Annotated in this window: 12 protein-coding genes and 1 riboswitch; of the genes, 4 read left to right on the top strand and 8 right to left on the bottom strand. The window is 70.3% G+C overall.

What is annotated here, in order from left to right:
• Positions 1-81: 81 nt before the first annotated feature.
• Positions 82-1,023 carry a sterol desaturase family protein gene (locus ACFYY6_RS06400; RefSeq protein WP_389191892.1) on the bottom strand — a complete coding sequence of 314 codons (942 nt, stop codon included), beginning with the start codon at positions 1,021-1,023 and terminating at the stop codon, positions 82-84.
• A gap of 726 nt (positions 1,024-1,749) precedes the next feature.
• Between ACFYY6_RS06400 and ACFYY6_RS06405 the strand changes: the two genes are divergently transcribed.
• Positions 1,750-1,977 carry a hypothetical protein gene (locus ACFYY6_RS06405; RefSeq protein ID WP_389191895.1) on the top strand — a complete coding sequence of 76 codons (228 nt, stop codon included), beginning with the start codon at positions 1,750-1,752 and terminating at the stop codon, positions 1,975-1,977.
• Between the two features lie 255 nt (positions 1,978-2,232).
• Here the strand turns inward: ACFYY6_RS06405 and ACFYY6_RS06410 are convergent, their stop codons facing one another.
• The 3 genes from ACFYY6_RS06410 to ACFYY6_RS06420 form a co-directional block, all read right to left on the bottom strand.
• Positions 2,233-3,093, bottom strand: coding sequence for a Gfo/Idh/MocA family oxidoreductase (locus ACFYY6_RS06410; RefSeq protein WP_351522059.1), 861 nt, complete (start codon positions 3,091-3,093; stop codon positions 2,233-2,235).
• Between the two features lie 132 nt (positions 3,094-3,225).
• Positions 3,226-3,993, bottom strand: coding sequence for an SMI1/KNR4 family protein (locus ACFYY6_RS06415; RefSeq protein WP_351522057.1), 768 nt, complete (start codon positions 3,991-3,993; stop codon positions 3,226-3,228).
• 164 nt (positions 3,994-4,157) lie between these two features.
• Positions 4,158-4,820, bottom strand: coding sequence for a HEAT repeat domain-containing protein (locus ACFYY6_RS06420; protein WP_389192215.1), 663 nt, complete (start codon positions 4,818-4,820; stop codon positions 4,158-4,160).
• A gap of 505 nt (positions 4,821-5,325) precedes the next feature.
• Here ACFYY6_RS06420 and ACFYY6_RS06425 point away from each other — a divergent pair.
• The gene (locus ACFYY6_RS06425; protein WP_389191898.1) at positions 5,326-5,916 is read left to right on the top strand and encodes a lytic polysaccharide monooxygenase; all 591 of its coding nucleotides are present in this window, start codon (positions 5,326-5,328) and stop codon (positions 5,914-5,916) included.
• Positions 5,917-6,034: 118 nt separating this feature from the next.
• On the opposite strand, the gene ACFYY6_RS06430 is transcribed toward ACFYY6_RS06425, so the two are convergent.
• Both ACFYY6_RS06430 and ACFYY6_RS06435 read right to left on the bottom strand, forming a co-directional pair.
• Positions 6,035-6,949: a DMT family transporter gene (locus ACFYY6_RS06430; protein WP_389191901.1), complete on the bottom strand. Its 915-nt coding sequence runs from the start codon at positions 6,947-6,949 to the stop codon at positions 6,035-6,037.
• Between the two features lie 245 nt (positions 6,950-7,194).
• Positions 7,195-8,592, bottom strand: a complete 1,398-nt coding sequence (locus ACFYY6_RS06435; protein ID WP_351632199.1) for an APC family permease — start codon at positions 8,590-8,592, stop codon at positions 7,195-7,197.
• Between the two features lie 511 nt (positions 8,593-9,103).
• Here ACFYY6_RS06435 and ACFYY6_RS06440 point away from each other — a divergent pair.
• Positions 9,104-9,421: a hypothetical protein gene (locus ACFYY6_RS06440; RefSeq protein WP_351632196.1), complete on the top strand. Its 318-nt coding sequence runs from the start codon at positions 9,104-9,106 to the stop codon at positions 9,419-9,421.
• Positions 9,422-9,572: 151 nt separating this feature from the next.
• Here the strand turns inward: ACFYY6_RS06440 and ACFYY6_RS06445 are convergent, their stop codons facing one another.
• Complete coding sequence (locus ACFYY6_RS06445) at positions 9,573-10,325, bottom strand: LysM peptidoglycan-binding domain-containing protein (RefSeq protein ID WP_351523573.1); 753 nt, start codon at positions 10,323-10,325, stop codon at positions 9,573-9,575.
• A gap of 4 nt (positions 10,326-10,329) precedes the next feature.
• A riboswitch (cyclic di-AMP (ydaO/yuaA leader) is annotated at positions 10,330-10,516 on the bottom strand.
• 607 nt (positions 10,517-11,123) lie between these two features.
• Positions 11,124-11,441 (bottom strand): hypothetical protein, encoded by a 318-nt coding sequence (locus ACFYY6_RS06450; RefSeq protein WP_386608499.1) that lies wholly within the window; start codon positions 11,439-11,441, stop codon positions 11,124-11,126.
• 331 nt (positions 11,442-11,772) lie between these two features.
• Between ACFYY6_RS06450 and ACFYY6_RS06455 the strand changes: the two genes are divergently transcribed.
• Complete coding sequence (locus ACFYY6_RS06455; RefSeq protein ID WP_351632193.1) at positions 11,773-12,618, top strand: MIP/aquaporin family protein; 846 nt, start codon at positions 11,773-11,775, stop codon at positions 12,616-12,618.
• Positions 12,619-12,648 lie beyond the last annotated feature (30 nt).

Consider the following 12,648-nt stretch of genomic DNA (forward strand, 5'->3'; position numbering starts at 1 on the left):
GTTCGTACTCCTCAAGTCGTGGCGCCGGGTCACGGCAGGAATCGGGAGGGCTGTCCGGGTCGTCCGGACGATCGGGAACGGTCAGGCGGGACCGGGCCCGGCTCTCTTCGCGCGACGCCAGGGGTGGAGAAGGGTGGAGGTGATCTCACCTGTCGGCGGGAACGACGCGGGGTCGACGAGTCCGATCGCGACCGGTTCCCGGCCGGGCCGCCAGGTGTAACTGTCGAAGAGGTGGTCCCAGATCGACAGGTCCGAGCCGTAGTGGCCCGCCTCGGACAGGTCGGTGCTGTGGTGCAGACGGTGCTGTTCGGGGCTGGCGAGCACATGGTTGAGCCGACCGATGCGCACGTCGATGTTGGCGTGGACGAAATATCCCTGGGCGGCCGCGAAAATTCCCACGACGAGCACGGATTCGCGCGAGAACCCGATCAGTGCCAGAGCCAGCTGGACGAACCCCTGGGCGAGCACGATGTCCATGACGTGGTTGACGCCGTTGTTGGCGACGTTGACCTTGTCCGGTACGTGGTGCACGCCGTGGAATCGCCACAATATCGGGTTGGTGTGACCGATCCGGTGCACGAGATAACTCGCCAGTGAGCCCGTAAGAAGTGCCGCCGGGATTTCTTCCCAGAGTTCGAGCACGGGTTCTTCGGGTGTCAGCACGGAGACGGTCGCGGTGACCATGTACTGGGCCATTCCGCTGGCCGCCGTCGTGAGCAGGAAATAGACGCCGTACCAGCGCCATTCACTGGGGCTCGGATGCCAGGAACGCTGATGGGGAATCAACCTTTCGAGGATGGCGAGGTAGGCGATGGTGCCGAGCAGGAAGAGCGGGCTCACGCTGCCCGGTTCCCAGTCGAACCGCAGTGCCGCGGTCGCCACCGATATCGCGGCGAGCAGCAGGACCGGGTACGCCGACACCCTGAGCAGGCCACGCGCCCGGGACGCGGGGGAACCTTTCCCCTCCGCCGGGCCGGCGCCCGGTTCCGGACCACCACCCGGCACGGGTTCGCAATTTTCCATCCGCAGCACCTTCATGAATTACGGCACAGAAAATGCGCAGACCGCGAACAGAGGACTGACGACTTTCCTGCGGGCACGCGAGACCGGCGAAAGGACGCCGATATTCGCGCATGAGTCATTGACGTACGGGGACCTGTACGGACCGCTTCACGCCCCCCGCACCGCCGGGCGGGGTCACCGAGCGAACCCGCTCCTTTTCTTTTCCCCTCCCGACGCCGCCAACCGTCGGATTCCAGCCGCGTATCGGCGGGATGCCCGGACACCGGACACCCCGTCAACTGTCTGCTTTTCAATGAACCAGACGGACCAGCCGGGCGGAATGGGAACAATCCACCCCACCTCAAATGAACTGCTAATCATATCGATTACTTATTGGCTTTCATATTTTCCAATACCTCATGCGCATCGCTGTCCATGACAGATCAGCGACAGATATCCCGGAACAGGCCGCGCCGGAACGCAAAATCCGTGCGCCTACCGGGCTCTCGTCCGTGCAAACCGGGGCGGACGCGCGGTTCGTCACCGGAATCCACCACGCGACAGGCGGTGTCGGCACCTTCCGGGCAACACCTCGACCGCTGGCACAGGCGGGGCGACGCGCCGGGCACCAACGCGTTCCGGGATGGCTCATTAACGTCGGATGCTGAGCGTCGGTCGTTCCCGGTTCGCGTCGCCGGGGGACACCCGCGGCGGCGTACGGACGTTCTGTGGTGTCGACCCGTTCCGATGCCCCTGCCGTCGGCCGGAGTCGGTGAACCCTCTCGCCCTTTCGCCGGGCCTTCGGGCGTCGACGATCAACGGAGTGTCGTCCTCGGCAACCTCCATGCCGACGGAGCGGTCGACACCCACGGCCTCGAAGGGCTGATCGCCCTCGCCGACCTCCACGCCGGCACGGTGAGCGCGGACGAGACGGGGGACGTCGTCGTCGGCAGCACGCCCGCGCGCGGACCCTGACGGGACTACGAGAGCGGCAGGCGGAGGCTGCTCGACGAACTCGCCGCGCGTCTGCCGCGAGCGTTCGTGGACATGACCGACGACGCGCAGCGGGCGAGCGCGGCGGCGCCGAGGGGGTGGCGTGCGAGAGCCCGTACGCATCACGGCTTCGCTGACGCACGTCGAGGCGGGCGGCAGCTCGTTCGCCCGACCGTGCGACAGCCGCGGCGGGGTGGCCGGGGCGTGGTGGGAGGTGACGCCCCGACATGCGTCACCTCACCGGGGCGCGTCCCGCCGCGTGCCCAGGGCGGTGGCCACGGATTCCAGGACCTGGACGGGGCGCAGCAGGTCCGCGTAGGCGATCGGGGGCCTGCCCGTGCGGACCATTCCGAGAAACGCCTCGAGGCCCGGCACGCAGTAGTGCGCGTCGAGGACGAGGGTCTGCTCGGCCATGGTGTCCTGAGTGAACGTCATTCCGTGGAAGGGGATCTGGTGGGTGCCGGTGGGCTTGACGAGGTTCACGACGACACGGGTACCACCCGCCGTGAACGTGGCGGTGACGGTGGTGTCAGTGGTGTCCGTGCGCACGTCGGAGATCTCACCGGGGGCGAGCCTGAGCGCGAGATCCACCGGATGGATTCCGTAGAAGAAGATCCCTCCGTGTTCGCCTTCGGGGTCGGCGGGGCCGGACACGACGACCAGGTGCGGTCGGCCGCCGCGCGCGGACCGGGCCGCCAATGCCTCGGCGTCGGGTATCCAGCGGAGGGCCGAGGACGAGGTGAGCGGCGCGTCGTGGGTGAGCGCGGTGTCGATCATGGCCTGGGCGTCCTCGACGGTGCGGGCCAGCGGCTTGTCGACGAAGACCGGCAGTCCCTCGGCGAGGAAGGGGATCGCGTGGTCGCGATGGTGCGCGCCGTCGCGGTCCGCGACGACGACGGCGTCCACCAGGCCGAGCAGGTCGGAGGGGGCGTCGACGATCCTCGTCGTCCCGCCGGTGGCCGCGAGTGCCTCGTTGCGTGGGCTGCGTCCGCCGCTGAGGGCCACGACCCGGGCGTCGCCGCCCGCGCGGCGGACGTTGAGGTGGTCGACGATGTGGTCGACGTGGCTGTTCTCGGTTCCGACGATCCCAATGCGCATCGGGAGAGGCTACCTTCACGGTGTCGAGCCGACCGGTCGGGCTCCCCCGTGGTCACCGGGCGGTGATGTGCCGACCGCGCGAGCGCCGGTCGCGGGGGCCGGTCGCCGCGCGTGGTCGCATCGGCCGTCCCGTCAGGCCGACGGGCCGCCCGCCCGAAGCCAGCCGAGCAGGTCGTCCGTCATCAGGTCGCCGTTCGTCTCGATGTGCTCGTCGATCGCCCCGAGATCCAGGCGGAACACACGGGTGCGGTCCCGGCCGTGACGGCGCGTGAACAGCCCTTGGCCCCCGCTGTCGTCGCCGATCAGTACCCAGTGGGGCGCGTACCGGGCGACCTCGAAGGTCTCGTTGCGTTCCGTGAAGCTGTGCGGTCCGTAGATCTGGACGCCGTTGTCGAGCAGGACACCCGGCGTCGACCGCCACAGGCGGGCGACCGCGGGGTTGGGGCCGTCCCGCAGTCCTCGTGCGAGCGCTTCCTGGACGGTGAGGAAACCGGCGAAGGACTCCGCGACGGGGTACTCCTCGCCGTCCGTTCCGTCGCGGCACACCACCGGACGCTCCCCGTCCCCCGCCTCGCTGTTCCGGTCGAGGGCGAAGCAGTAGCTGTCGCCGCAGTCGGGCTCGACGGCGAAGCACAGCCGGGTGTCGTCCAGCCGCCAGTCGGCGGTGATGGACTCGTACATGTCGTCGGCGCAGTCGTCCGGTGGCACGGTCGCGATCTCCGCGCGCCCGGCGCGGCCGTGGCCGAACCGCGCCAGCCACCACCGGTACGACGGCGGTAGCGGGCCGACGCGCGCCTCGGCCCGCCGGATCAGCGCCTCCGGTGTGGCGACGGCCCGCCCGCGGACGGATTCCGGCGCCCCGTCGATCATGTCCCGAAGTTGAGTCAGATCAGGTCTCACGACGCGGAGTCTGCCAGGCCCCGCCGGGCCCGTGCGACGGGTGGCGGGACCGCTCGGGAGAGGGCCGGACGAGACGGTCCGTGCGGGGCGCCGCACCGCCCCGCCGGTCGTCGAGCACCGCGCGCGTCGCGTGCTTCACGTGTACGTCACCGTGCCCCGCGGGACTACGGGGTGCCGGCCATGTACGCGGTCATCGCTTCCACGTCGCCCGGCAGACCGTAACTCCGCACGAGCATACTGAAGTTGCCGAAGCGTCTGCCGCCCAGCAGCCAGGTCCCGGGCGACTCCGCGAGCACGCGGACCAGACGTCGCCGACGGTCGTCGAGGGCGGCGAACGGGGTCTCCTCGGACAGGGCGCGTTCGGGAAACGCCAGTCGCAGTGCGGCCTGGGCGACGGGCAGCGCCTCGGTACCGGACACCTCCGGCAACGCGGCCAGCAGCGCGGTGAACGTGTCCTCCGTGTACGCGTCGTCGAGCAGACACAGCGACAGCGCCGCGTATCCCCGTACGTCGCCGTCGAAGAACGGGATCTCCTCGCCCCGTTCCGCGAGCCCCGCAAGCCGGGACCGCAGCTCCTCGGCCGCCCGGTGTCCCGCCGCCGGCCCGTTCAGCCGGACCAGAGCCGTGGCGGCGCCCCAGCGCACCAGCTCCCTGGGGTCGTCGAGCACAGCCTCCAGCAGGGGCACCACGCTCCCCGTCCCGGGCGTGGCCAGCAGGCCGACGGCGACCAGGGCGGTGGCGGCGACGACCGGGTCGGGGTCGTCGGCCAGGGGTATCAGGGCGGGAAGGACGGCGGGGGCCTCCTCCGGGTGCGGACGAGGCCGGATCTCCGGGGATCCGTCGGAGCCTCACCCACCGCGCCCTGGCGCCGCATTCGGGTGCGGCCCGCCGCTCCACCACGACGGGGCGTCTGGTATGGACATGACCAATCTCTCCGGCTAGTCTCGAACTTGGTCTAGACCTAATGCTGTGGCCGGAAAGGTTTGCCCGGAAGGAGCGTCGTCCGGTGCTTCCCCAAGCTCTCAGCCTTGTTCGAGCAGGGGAGACCCCATTGATCGCAAGGCGGCCGAAAGCCCTCGGACGGGGTCTCCCCTGCTCGAACGAAGTCGAGAGCTCGGGGAAGGGCTACGTGGGCTTTCGGCCAACGCCGAAGGGGGTCCCCCTGGCCCTTGAGGCCTTGGGGGAGTGCGTGCCGGACGGTGCGACGGGGCAAACGTTGCCGGGAGCGGCACTGGGTAACCCTCGTGGTCATGTCCCGGTCGCGGCCTCGGTGGAGGAGATCTGTCTCCCCTGCCCGTCTCGCAGCGCCCCCCACCTCCTCAGGAGCGAAGCATGCGCAGAAGGATCACCTCGTTACTGCTCGGGCTCGGTGTCGCCGGAGCCTCTCTCGTCACCACCACCGGCACCGCCCAGAGCCACGGATACACCGACGCCCCCATCAGCCGTCAGCAGCTCTGCGGCAACGGCACCGTGCGCAACTGCGGCCAGATCCAGTGGGAGCCGCCGAGCGTCGAGGGACCGAAGGGCTTCCCCGCCCGGGGTCCGGTCGACGGCACGATCTGCGCCGGCGGCATCGGCCGCTTCTCCGAGCTCGACGACCCGCGCGGCGGCAACTGGCCGGCGACCGAGGTCACCGGCGGGCAGGAGTACACCTTCCGCTGGCGGATCACGGCCCGACACGCCACGACCGACTTCCGTTACTACATCACCAAGGACGGCTACGACCCCACCAAGCCCCTCACCCGGGCCGACCTGGACCCGCAGCCCTTCCTGACGGTGCCCTTCGGCGGCCGTCTGCCGGGCTCCACGGTGAGCCACTCCGGGGTTCTGCCGCAGAAGTCGGGCAAGCACCTCATCCTCGGTGTCTGGACGATCGCCGACACCGGCAACGCCTTCTACGCCTGCTCGGACGTGAGCTTCTGAGCCCGAGCGCGGCCGCACACACGCACCGGCCCGCACCTCGTCACGCGCGGGCCGGTGCGCCGGGCGCCGCTCCGGCCCCGGAGCCGGGGTACGCGCCCGACGGAGGCGGACCCGTACGTCAGGTGCCGGAAAGGCGGCCGGGTGGTCGTTCGGCCGCGGCTGCCCGTCCGGCCGGCCGGACGGTGACGAGGGCGATGCCCGCGCAGCACACGGCGAGGAGCAGCAGTTCGGCGGCCGACGGCGCGGGCGCGGTGCGCAGGGCCCAGTCGCCCAGGCGCACGGTGAACGGCACGGCCAATTGGACCGCGGCCGTGAAGACGGGCCCGCGCCGCAGGATGAGCCGGTGCTGCACGACGTAGGCGGGGGCGTAGACGGCCGCGCCCAGCAGCACGATGCCGACGGTCGCCGTGATCGTCGGTGGGCGGCCGATCAGCGCGGGCAGGGACATCGGCAGCAGCAGACACGTGGCGGCGGCGAGCAGTACCGGAAGCACGGCGAGCGGCGGCAGTCCCGGCAGCCGTCGCCGGTACAGGAAGCCGTACACCGCGAAGGCCGTGGTCGCGGCGCCCACCAGCAGCAGGCCCGGCCCGTCCAGGTCCCCCGCGTCCGCGCCGAGTGCCGCGTACCCGGCCGCTGCCGCACACGCCAGGAGCGCCCCGACCGCGCCGCGCGCCCCGGGCCGTTCGCCGAAGAACACCGTGCCCACCGCCACCGAGGCGCAGGGCATCAACGCGACGACGAGGTTGGTGAGCGAGGTGCCGATGCGCGGGATGGCGAGCAGGGTGCCGGCCGCGTATCCGGCGAATCCGAGCAGGCCCAGCAGCCATATGGTGCCCGGAGCCGCTGCGGCCCGGCGCAGGGCGTCCCTGCCTGCCGGACGGGACGCAGCGACGGCGGTGAGCGCCGCGCAGCACACCGCGGTGCGTCCCACGGCGACGACCAGCGGGTCGGTCCCGGCGACCAGGGCGCCGGAGAGCAGCCAGGTGCCGGCCAGCAGCAGCACGAGGACGACCGGCACTGTGCGACCTTTCATGGACGGCTCATGGGCGGCGGGTCCAGGCACGAGCCGGGCACCGGGAAGCCCGGTCCGCGGCCCGTGTCCGGCCGCCCATCATGGTGCGCGGCACCCGGGGACGTCCACCGCTTCCGGACACGACGCGGCCGCCGCCGGGACATCCGTCCGGGCCGGCGGCCGCTTCCCGTCGCGCGCAGGTGCGGGCCGTCCGCGCCCTCCGGCCGGGCCGCTCGGGGATGTCCGGCCGTCGGGCGGCGGGCCGGTCAGACGTGGGCGTCCTCCGGGATGCTGACCAGCCAGCGGGTCTGCGCGCGGGGCCGCAGGTACAAGGCCCAGTAGAGGGTGGCGACCGCGACGATCCCGCCGGTCCACAGCAGGTACTCGGTCTCCTGCCGGGTCAGGATGTACGCGAGCACGACGATGAGCAGCACAGGGATCGCCGGCCACAGCGGCATGCGCCAGGCCTGGACATCGCGGTGCGCGCCGCGGCGGCAGAGCAGGGCGGCCACGGCGACCAGCAGGTACATGCCCGTGACGGAGACGCCGGTGACGCCGTACAGCGTGTCCAGGTTGACGAAGCAGAGTGCCGCGCCGGGGACGCCGACGAGCAGGGTCGCCACCCACGGGGAGCCGAACCGGCCGAGCCGGGACAGCGCGTTGTTGACCGGCTGGGGCCATGCCTTGTCCCGGGCGGACGCGAACAGGACCCGTGAGTTCTGGATGACCATCACGATGCCCGCGTTGATGATGGCGAGGGCCACGCAGAGGCTGACGAACGTGCCGACGGCCGAGTTGGACCAGGCGGCGACCATCGTGTTGAGGTCGCCCGAGGTGAGCGCCGCGAGGTCCGGGGCGCCGAGCGTGATGGCGATGACGGGGACGAGGATGACCGCCGAGGAGATGGCGAGGGTGGCGAGCACGGTGCGGGCCACGTTGCGGCGGGGGTTCTCCAGTTCCTCGGAGAGGTAGACGGCGGTGGAGAAGCCCTGCGTGATGAAGAGTGCGATCGCGAGCCCCGAGACCACCATCATCGCGGTGACCGTGGAGGTCGTGCCGTCCGACGAGGCGACCTGGCCGTGCACGAGGGCGGACGCCCCGCGCTCGGAGTGCGCGAATCCGAGTACGGCGACGACGGCCGCGGCGATCACCTCGAGGACGAGGAAGATCCCGGTGATCCAGGCGTTGGCCCGCAGGTCCAGCAGACCGGCGAGGGTGGCGAGCAGCATGACACCGGCGCCCGCGACGGGGGCCGGGATGTGCACGACGGGGGCGAGGTAGTCGGCCGTTCCCATGGCGATGACGGGAGGCACGATCATCACGACCAGCAGGGACAGCACGAAGACGAGCCAGCCGGCCAGCCGCCCCGCCATGGTCGACACCATCGCGTACTCGCCTCCCGCGCTCGGGATCAGGGTGCCCAGCTCCGAGTAGCAGAAGGCGACCGCGATGCAGAGCAGCGAGCCGATGGCGATGGTGAGGGCGGTGTACGTGCCGAGGCTGGAGAACAGGTCCGGTACGACCACGAAGAGGGTCGAGGCGGGCGTCACGCAGGACAGCGTCAGCAGTGTCCCGCCGACGACGCCGATGGAACGCTTGAGCTTCTGCGGGATGGGGCCGGTAGCCGGCGCGAGCGCCTGGGGAGCGCTGAGCGTTTCGGTCATCGTGCGTTTCCGATCAACAGGTGCGGTGTTTGAGAACGGGAGCGGTATCGCCTCCAGACGAGGACGTGATGAGTGGTTTCGTCGCTCCCAGCGCGACATGCAATCCCGACGAGTTCCGCAGGTCAAGAGCTGTTTACCTACGGAATTCGTTGTTTTGGAGCGAGGATCCGACGGTTCGGCGTAAGAAGTGCGTCAATTCTCGGGCGATTGGCGGGTACGGGAACCGCAGCCGGCCCGGAGGGAAAGTTTCGCCCGTTCCGCATTCCGGAACGGACTCCGGCACCCCGGGGCGCCTAAGGGCTGTCCCGTAATCCCTGGTGGATCAGCGCGCGGCGTCGGATGCGGTGCATCGTAAGGCGGAGGGACGTTCGCATACCGGATGTATGCGGATGTTCCGACAACGCAGCAAGGGGCCGTAGCTGTCGTCGCACCCGCCGGGGATTACGGGACAGTGCTGAGCGGCGCGCTCCCGCGGGTCGCGGATCCGCGTACCTGGTGTCAGCCTGGGTACATGGCTTGGGCGTCATGGACCACTCGTGGTGTGTTCTCGGGGCGTGGAGGCGTGCTCACGGACGAGGTCGGCGTCCTGACCGGGGACCTGACCGTTCACACGACCTGGGCCGACGACATGGCTCAGGTGACCGTGCAGTACACGGGTGCGATCGACTGGTTCACCATGTCGGGCAGCCCCGTGCCCTGCTGCTCCGAGGAGGACAGCAGGCGTCTTCACGACGCGGCGGTGCACTCCGTCCGGGAGGGCGCGGCGGCGACGGTTCCCAGACCGCCGCTGCGGCGGCCGCAACGGTCGGCGGACAGCGCCCTGGAGTGACCACGGGCGAAATGCGCCCCGCCGGCGGGCGGGGCGGGTAGCGACGGGGCCCCGGTACGACGCGACGGGATGCGCCCCTCGGGGAGCCGTGCGGCTTCCAGAGGGGCGCATCCCGTCGCGTCGTACCGGCACGGGGCCGGGCCGGCATGGGTCAGTAGGCGCCGAAGACGTTGTCGATGGAGCCGTACTTGTCGGCGGCGTAGTTGCACGCGGCCGTGATGTTGGCGACCGGGTCGTAGCTGTCGAACGGCGTGCCCGGCACGTGGTAGGCGCGGAACGTCGGGTCGATGACCTGGAGCAGGCCCTTGGACGGCGTTCCGGCGACGGCGTTCGAGTCCCAGTTGTTGATGGCCCTGGGGTTGCCGGAGGACTCACGCATGACGTTGCGGTGGATGCCGTCGTAGCTGCCGGGAATGCCGTGCCGGGCCATGATGGCCAGCGACTCCCTGATCCAGCCGTCCAGGTTGTCCGCGTAGGAGACCGGCGCGGCGGTGACGGTCGCGGACGAAGCGCCGGAGGCACCGGTGGCGGCCTCGGACTCGGCACCGACGGCCAGCTTCATCCCCGGGCGAATGAGGGAGGGATTGCTCCCGATGATCTCCCGGTTGCCCTCGTACAGCTTCTGCCAGCCGCCTGCGACGGCGTAGCTCTGCGCGATCTTGGAAAGGGTGTCCCCGGAGATCACGGAATGCGTGACGATCGCTGCCTTCTGCGGGGAAACACTTCCGGTGACGGCGGCCGGCACCGCGGCCTTTTCGGTGGTGGCGGCCTGGGCCGGGGCGGCCGAGGCGAAACCCGCTCCGATCAGCGGAAGCACCAGGGCGACTCCGCCCGTGGCCGCGGCGATGAGGCCACGGGTCCGGAGGGTGGACGAGCGGCGACGGTACGTACCCGTTGCGGTCATGGTGAATTCCTCTCCGTCGCCTGCGAGGTGAGCTGTCGGGTTCAGACTGGAGATGTCTGGCCGCACAGAATGCGACTTCACCCCGAGCCGTTCCGGATACCGGACCGGCGGCCTACCTGGTTCCCCCGCTCCTGCCGTGGACAAGTGGGTCGGGTTTCTCGGACGGCGGCAGGATTCGGCGTTCCGTCCGGATTGACGGTGACCGTAGGCGAGAAAAGCGGAGCGGAACAAGCCCGAATTTTTTGATCACAATTGATTCACATGATCAATTCATGGAATTCGCAGTAATCCACCTCACAGATCGAACTCGACTCGCCTTGCGCGACAAGGGGAGCCGAATCGCGGACCGACCCTCCGGCGGGTCTTTACGTGACTCACACCACGAAGCGACAAAAGGGACATTCCGCCCACCCCTCAAACGGCGCAACAATTACCGAAAGCGGCCTTACCGGCTAAATTTGCAACTCACTTCAAATGTGAGCAAAAGGGACATCTCTTCGTTCTGTCGGGTGAACGTCGGAACCAGTCACGTGCGTCTTCGGCACGGAACACCTGAACGCCCCCACAAGCCGGGCATGCGGACCCGGGCGTCGTCGCGTGGCCGGTCGGCCACACCGAGGAGGCCGACCGGGGCGCCGTCGCGGGCGACCAGCACGGCGGCGGTGCGGCCGTCCTCCTCCGGCCGTGCGGGCGGGTCCAGCCGGGGCTGTCGACGGCGAGGGCACGGCCGTCCACGGTGGCGGCGACGCGCCGGTGCCGGGCTCGGAGGGAAGTCCTTCACGGGCGGGCCGCACGAGGTCACGGGAGCGGCCCGCGACGACGACGGCCCACGTCGGGGATGCTCGCCGGGGCGCTCGGCCGCCGCGGCGAGGCCAGGGTCATGTCCCCGGCCCTCAGCCGCCCGGCGGGCACCACCTCCTCGGTGTCGCCCTCACCCGGCCGCGTCGCCGCCGCGGGCCCGAGATCGAACAGACCGCGCACCGACTCGGCAGTCCGCGCGGTGGCCAGTGCCTCCGGGGCGCCGGGCGTCACGAAGACGACGATCAGCGAGGCGCCGTCCAGCACCTGCCCGATCACCGCCGTCCCGAGAGCGGCGACCACCGTCGAGAGGTCCACGTCCAACGTCCGGTCCCCAGGGCCCTCTCCCTTCCCGCCCGGACTCCCAGCCGCCCGCGGCGTACGTCAGCGCATGGAGCGGACCCCGCGCCGGGCAGGTACGGGACCGCGCACATGGCGACCGCCTTGCAGGCCCTCGCCACCGTGGAACACCCGCGTCCCGGGCTGCGTGGCACCCCGGCACCGGGAGCCGTCCGGCCCGGCGGGACGGGCAGAGGACCGTCCTCACACCACCGCCGCAGCACCGCGTGCGGAAGCAGACCCGCACACCTACGCTCAGATCTGGATCAATGCCGCCAACCGCCGTGACCCGACAGGAAGCGAGATCTCCATGGAACGGCGCGGGTTGTCGGGACTCGGCGGGGAACTCGCGGCGGAATTCGCCGGAACGCTGATTCTCATTCTCTTCGGCTGTGGGGTGGTGGCCCAGGTCGCGGCCGGCGGCGCGCTCACCGACCCGCCGGGCGGACTCGGAAACCACGACAGCATCGCCTGGGCCTGGGGGCTCGGAGTCACCCTGGGCATCTATGTGGCGGGCCGACTGAGCGGTGCTCACCTCAATCCGGCCGTGACGCTCTCGCTCGCGGCGTTCAAGGATTTCCCCTGGAGGAAGGTCGCACCCTATTCCCTCGCACAACTGGCGGGCGCCTTCGTCGCCGCACTGGTGGTGCGCTGGAATTACACCGAGGCACTGGCGAGAGCGGATCCCGGACACACCATCAAAACACAAGGCGTCTTCTCGACCCTGCCCGCCAACGGCAATACCGCACTCCCCGTCACCGAATGGGGAGCGCTGCGGGACCAGATCATCGGAACCGCCATTCTGGTCCTGCTGATCTTCGCGGTCACGGATCTGCTCAACACGCCACCGGGCGCCAATCTCAGTCCGTTCATCGTGGGGCTCGTCGTGGTGGCCATCGGCATGGCATTCGGCACCAATGCCGGATACGCGATCAATCCAGCCCGCGACCTCGGGCCCAGACTGGCGAGTTTCCTGACGGGTTATGGGGAGGCGTGGCGGGACCAGTACGGGAACCTCTACTTCTGGGTGCCGATCGTGGGCCCGCTCGTGGGCGGCCCGGTCGGCGCCTTTCTCTACAAGTACCTCGTCGGCCGATTCATCCCCGCCGCGGAACCGGAGCCGGAGGGCAGCATCCCGACGCCGACGGAGAGATGACGGCGTCGGATTCTGGCAGGACGAGGGCGG

Source organism: Streptomyces sp. NPDC001750 (genome assembly GCF_042892615.1).
Lineage (GTDB): Bacteria > Actinomycetota > Actinomycetes > Streptomycetales > Streptomycetaceae > Streptomyces.

Excerpts from the sequence above, each read along its gene's own strand:
- ACFYY6_RS06400 (WP_389191892.1), bottom strand. The coding sequence starts at position 1,023 with ATGGAAAATTGCGAACCCGTGCCGGGTGGTGGTCCGGAACCGGGCGCC.
- ACFYY6_RS06405 (WP_389191895.1), top strand. The coding sequence starts at position 1,750 with ATGCCCCTGCCGTCGGCCGGAGTCGGTGAACCCTCTCGCCCTTTCGCC.
- ACFYY6_RS06410 (WP_351522059.1), bottom strand. The coding sequence starts at position 3,093 with ATGCGCATTGGGATCGTCGGAACCGAGAACAGCCACGTCGACCACATC.
- ACFYY6_RS06425 (WP_389191898.1), top strand. The coding sequence starts at position 5,326 with ATGCGCAGAAGGATCACCTCGTTACTGCTCGGGCTCGGTGTCGCCGGA.
- ACFYY6_RS06430 (WP_389191901.1), bottom strand. The coding sequence starts at position 6,949 with ATGAAAGGTCGCACAGTGCCGGTCGTCCTCGTGCTGCTGCTGGCCGGC.
- ACFYY6_RS06435 (WP_351632199.1), bottom strand. The coding sequence starts at position 8,592 with ATGACCGAAACGCTCAGCGCTCCCCAGGCGCTCGCGCCGGCTACCGGC.
- ACFYY6_RS06440 (WP_351632196.1), top strand. The coding sequence starts at position 9,104 with ATGGCTTGGGCGTCATGGACCACTCGTGGTGTGTTCTCGGGGCGTGGA.
- ACFYY6_RS06445 (WP_351523573.1), bottom strand. The coding sequence starts at position 10,325 with ATGACCGCAACGGGTACGTACCGTCGCCGCTCGTCCACCCTCCGGACC.
- ACFYY6_RS06455 (WP_351632193.1), top strand. The coding sequence starts at position 11,773 with ATGGAACGGCGCGGGTTGTCGGGACTCGGCGGGGAACTCGCGGCGGAA.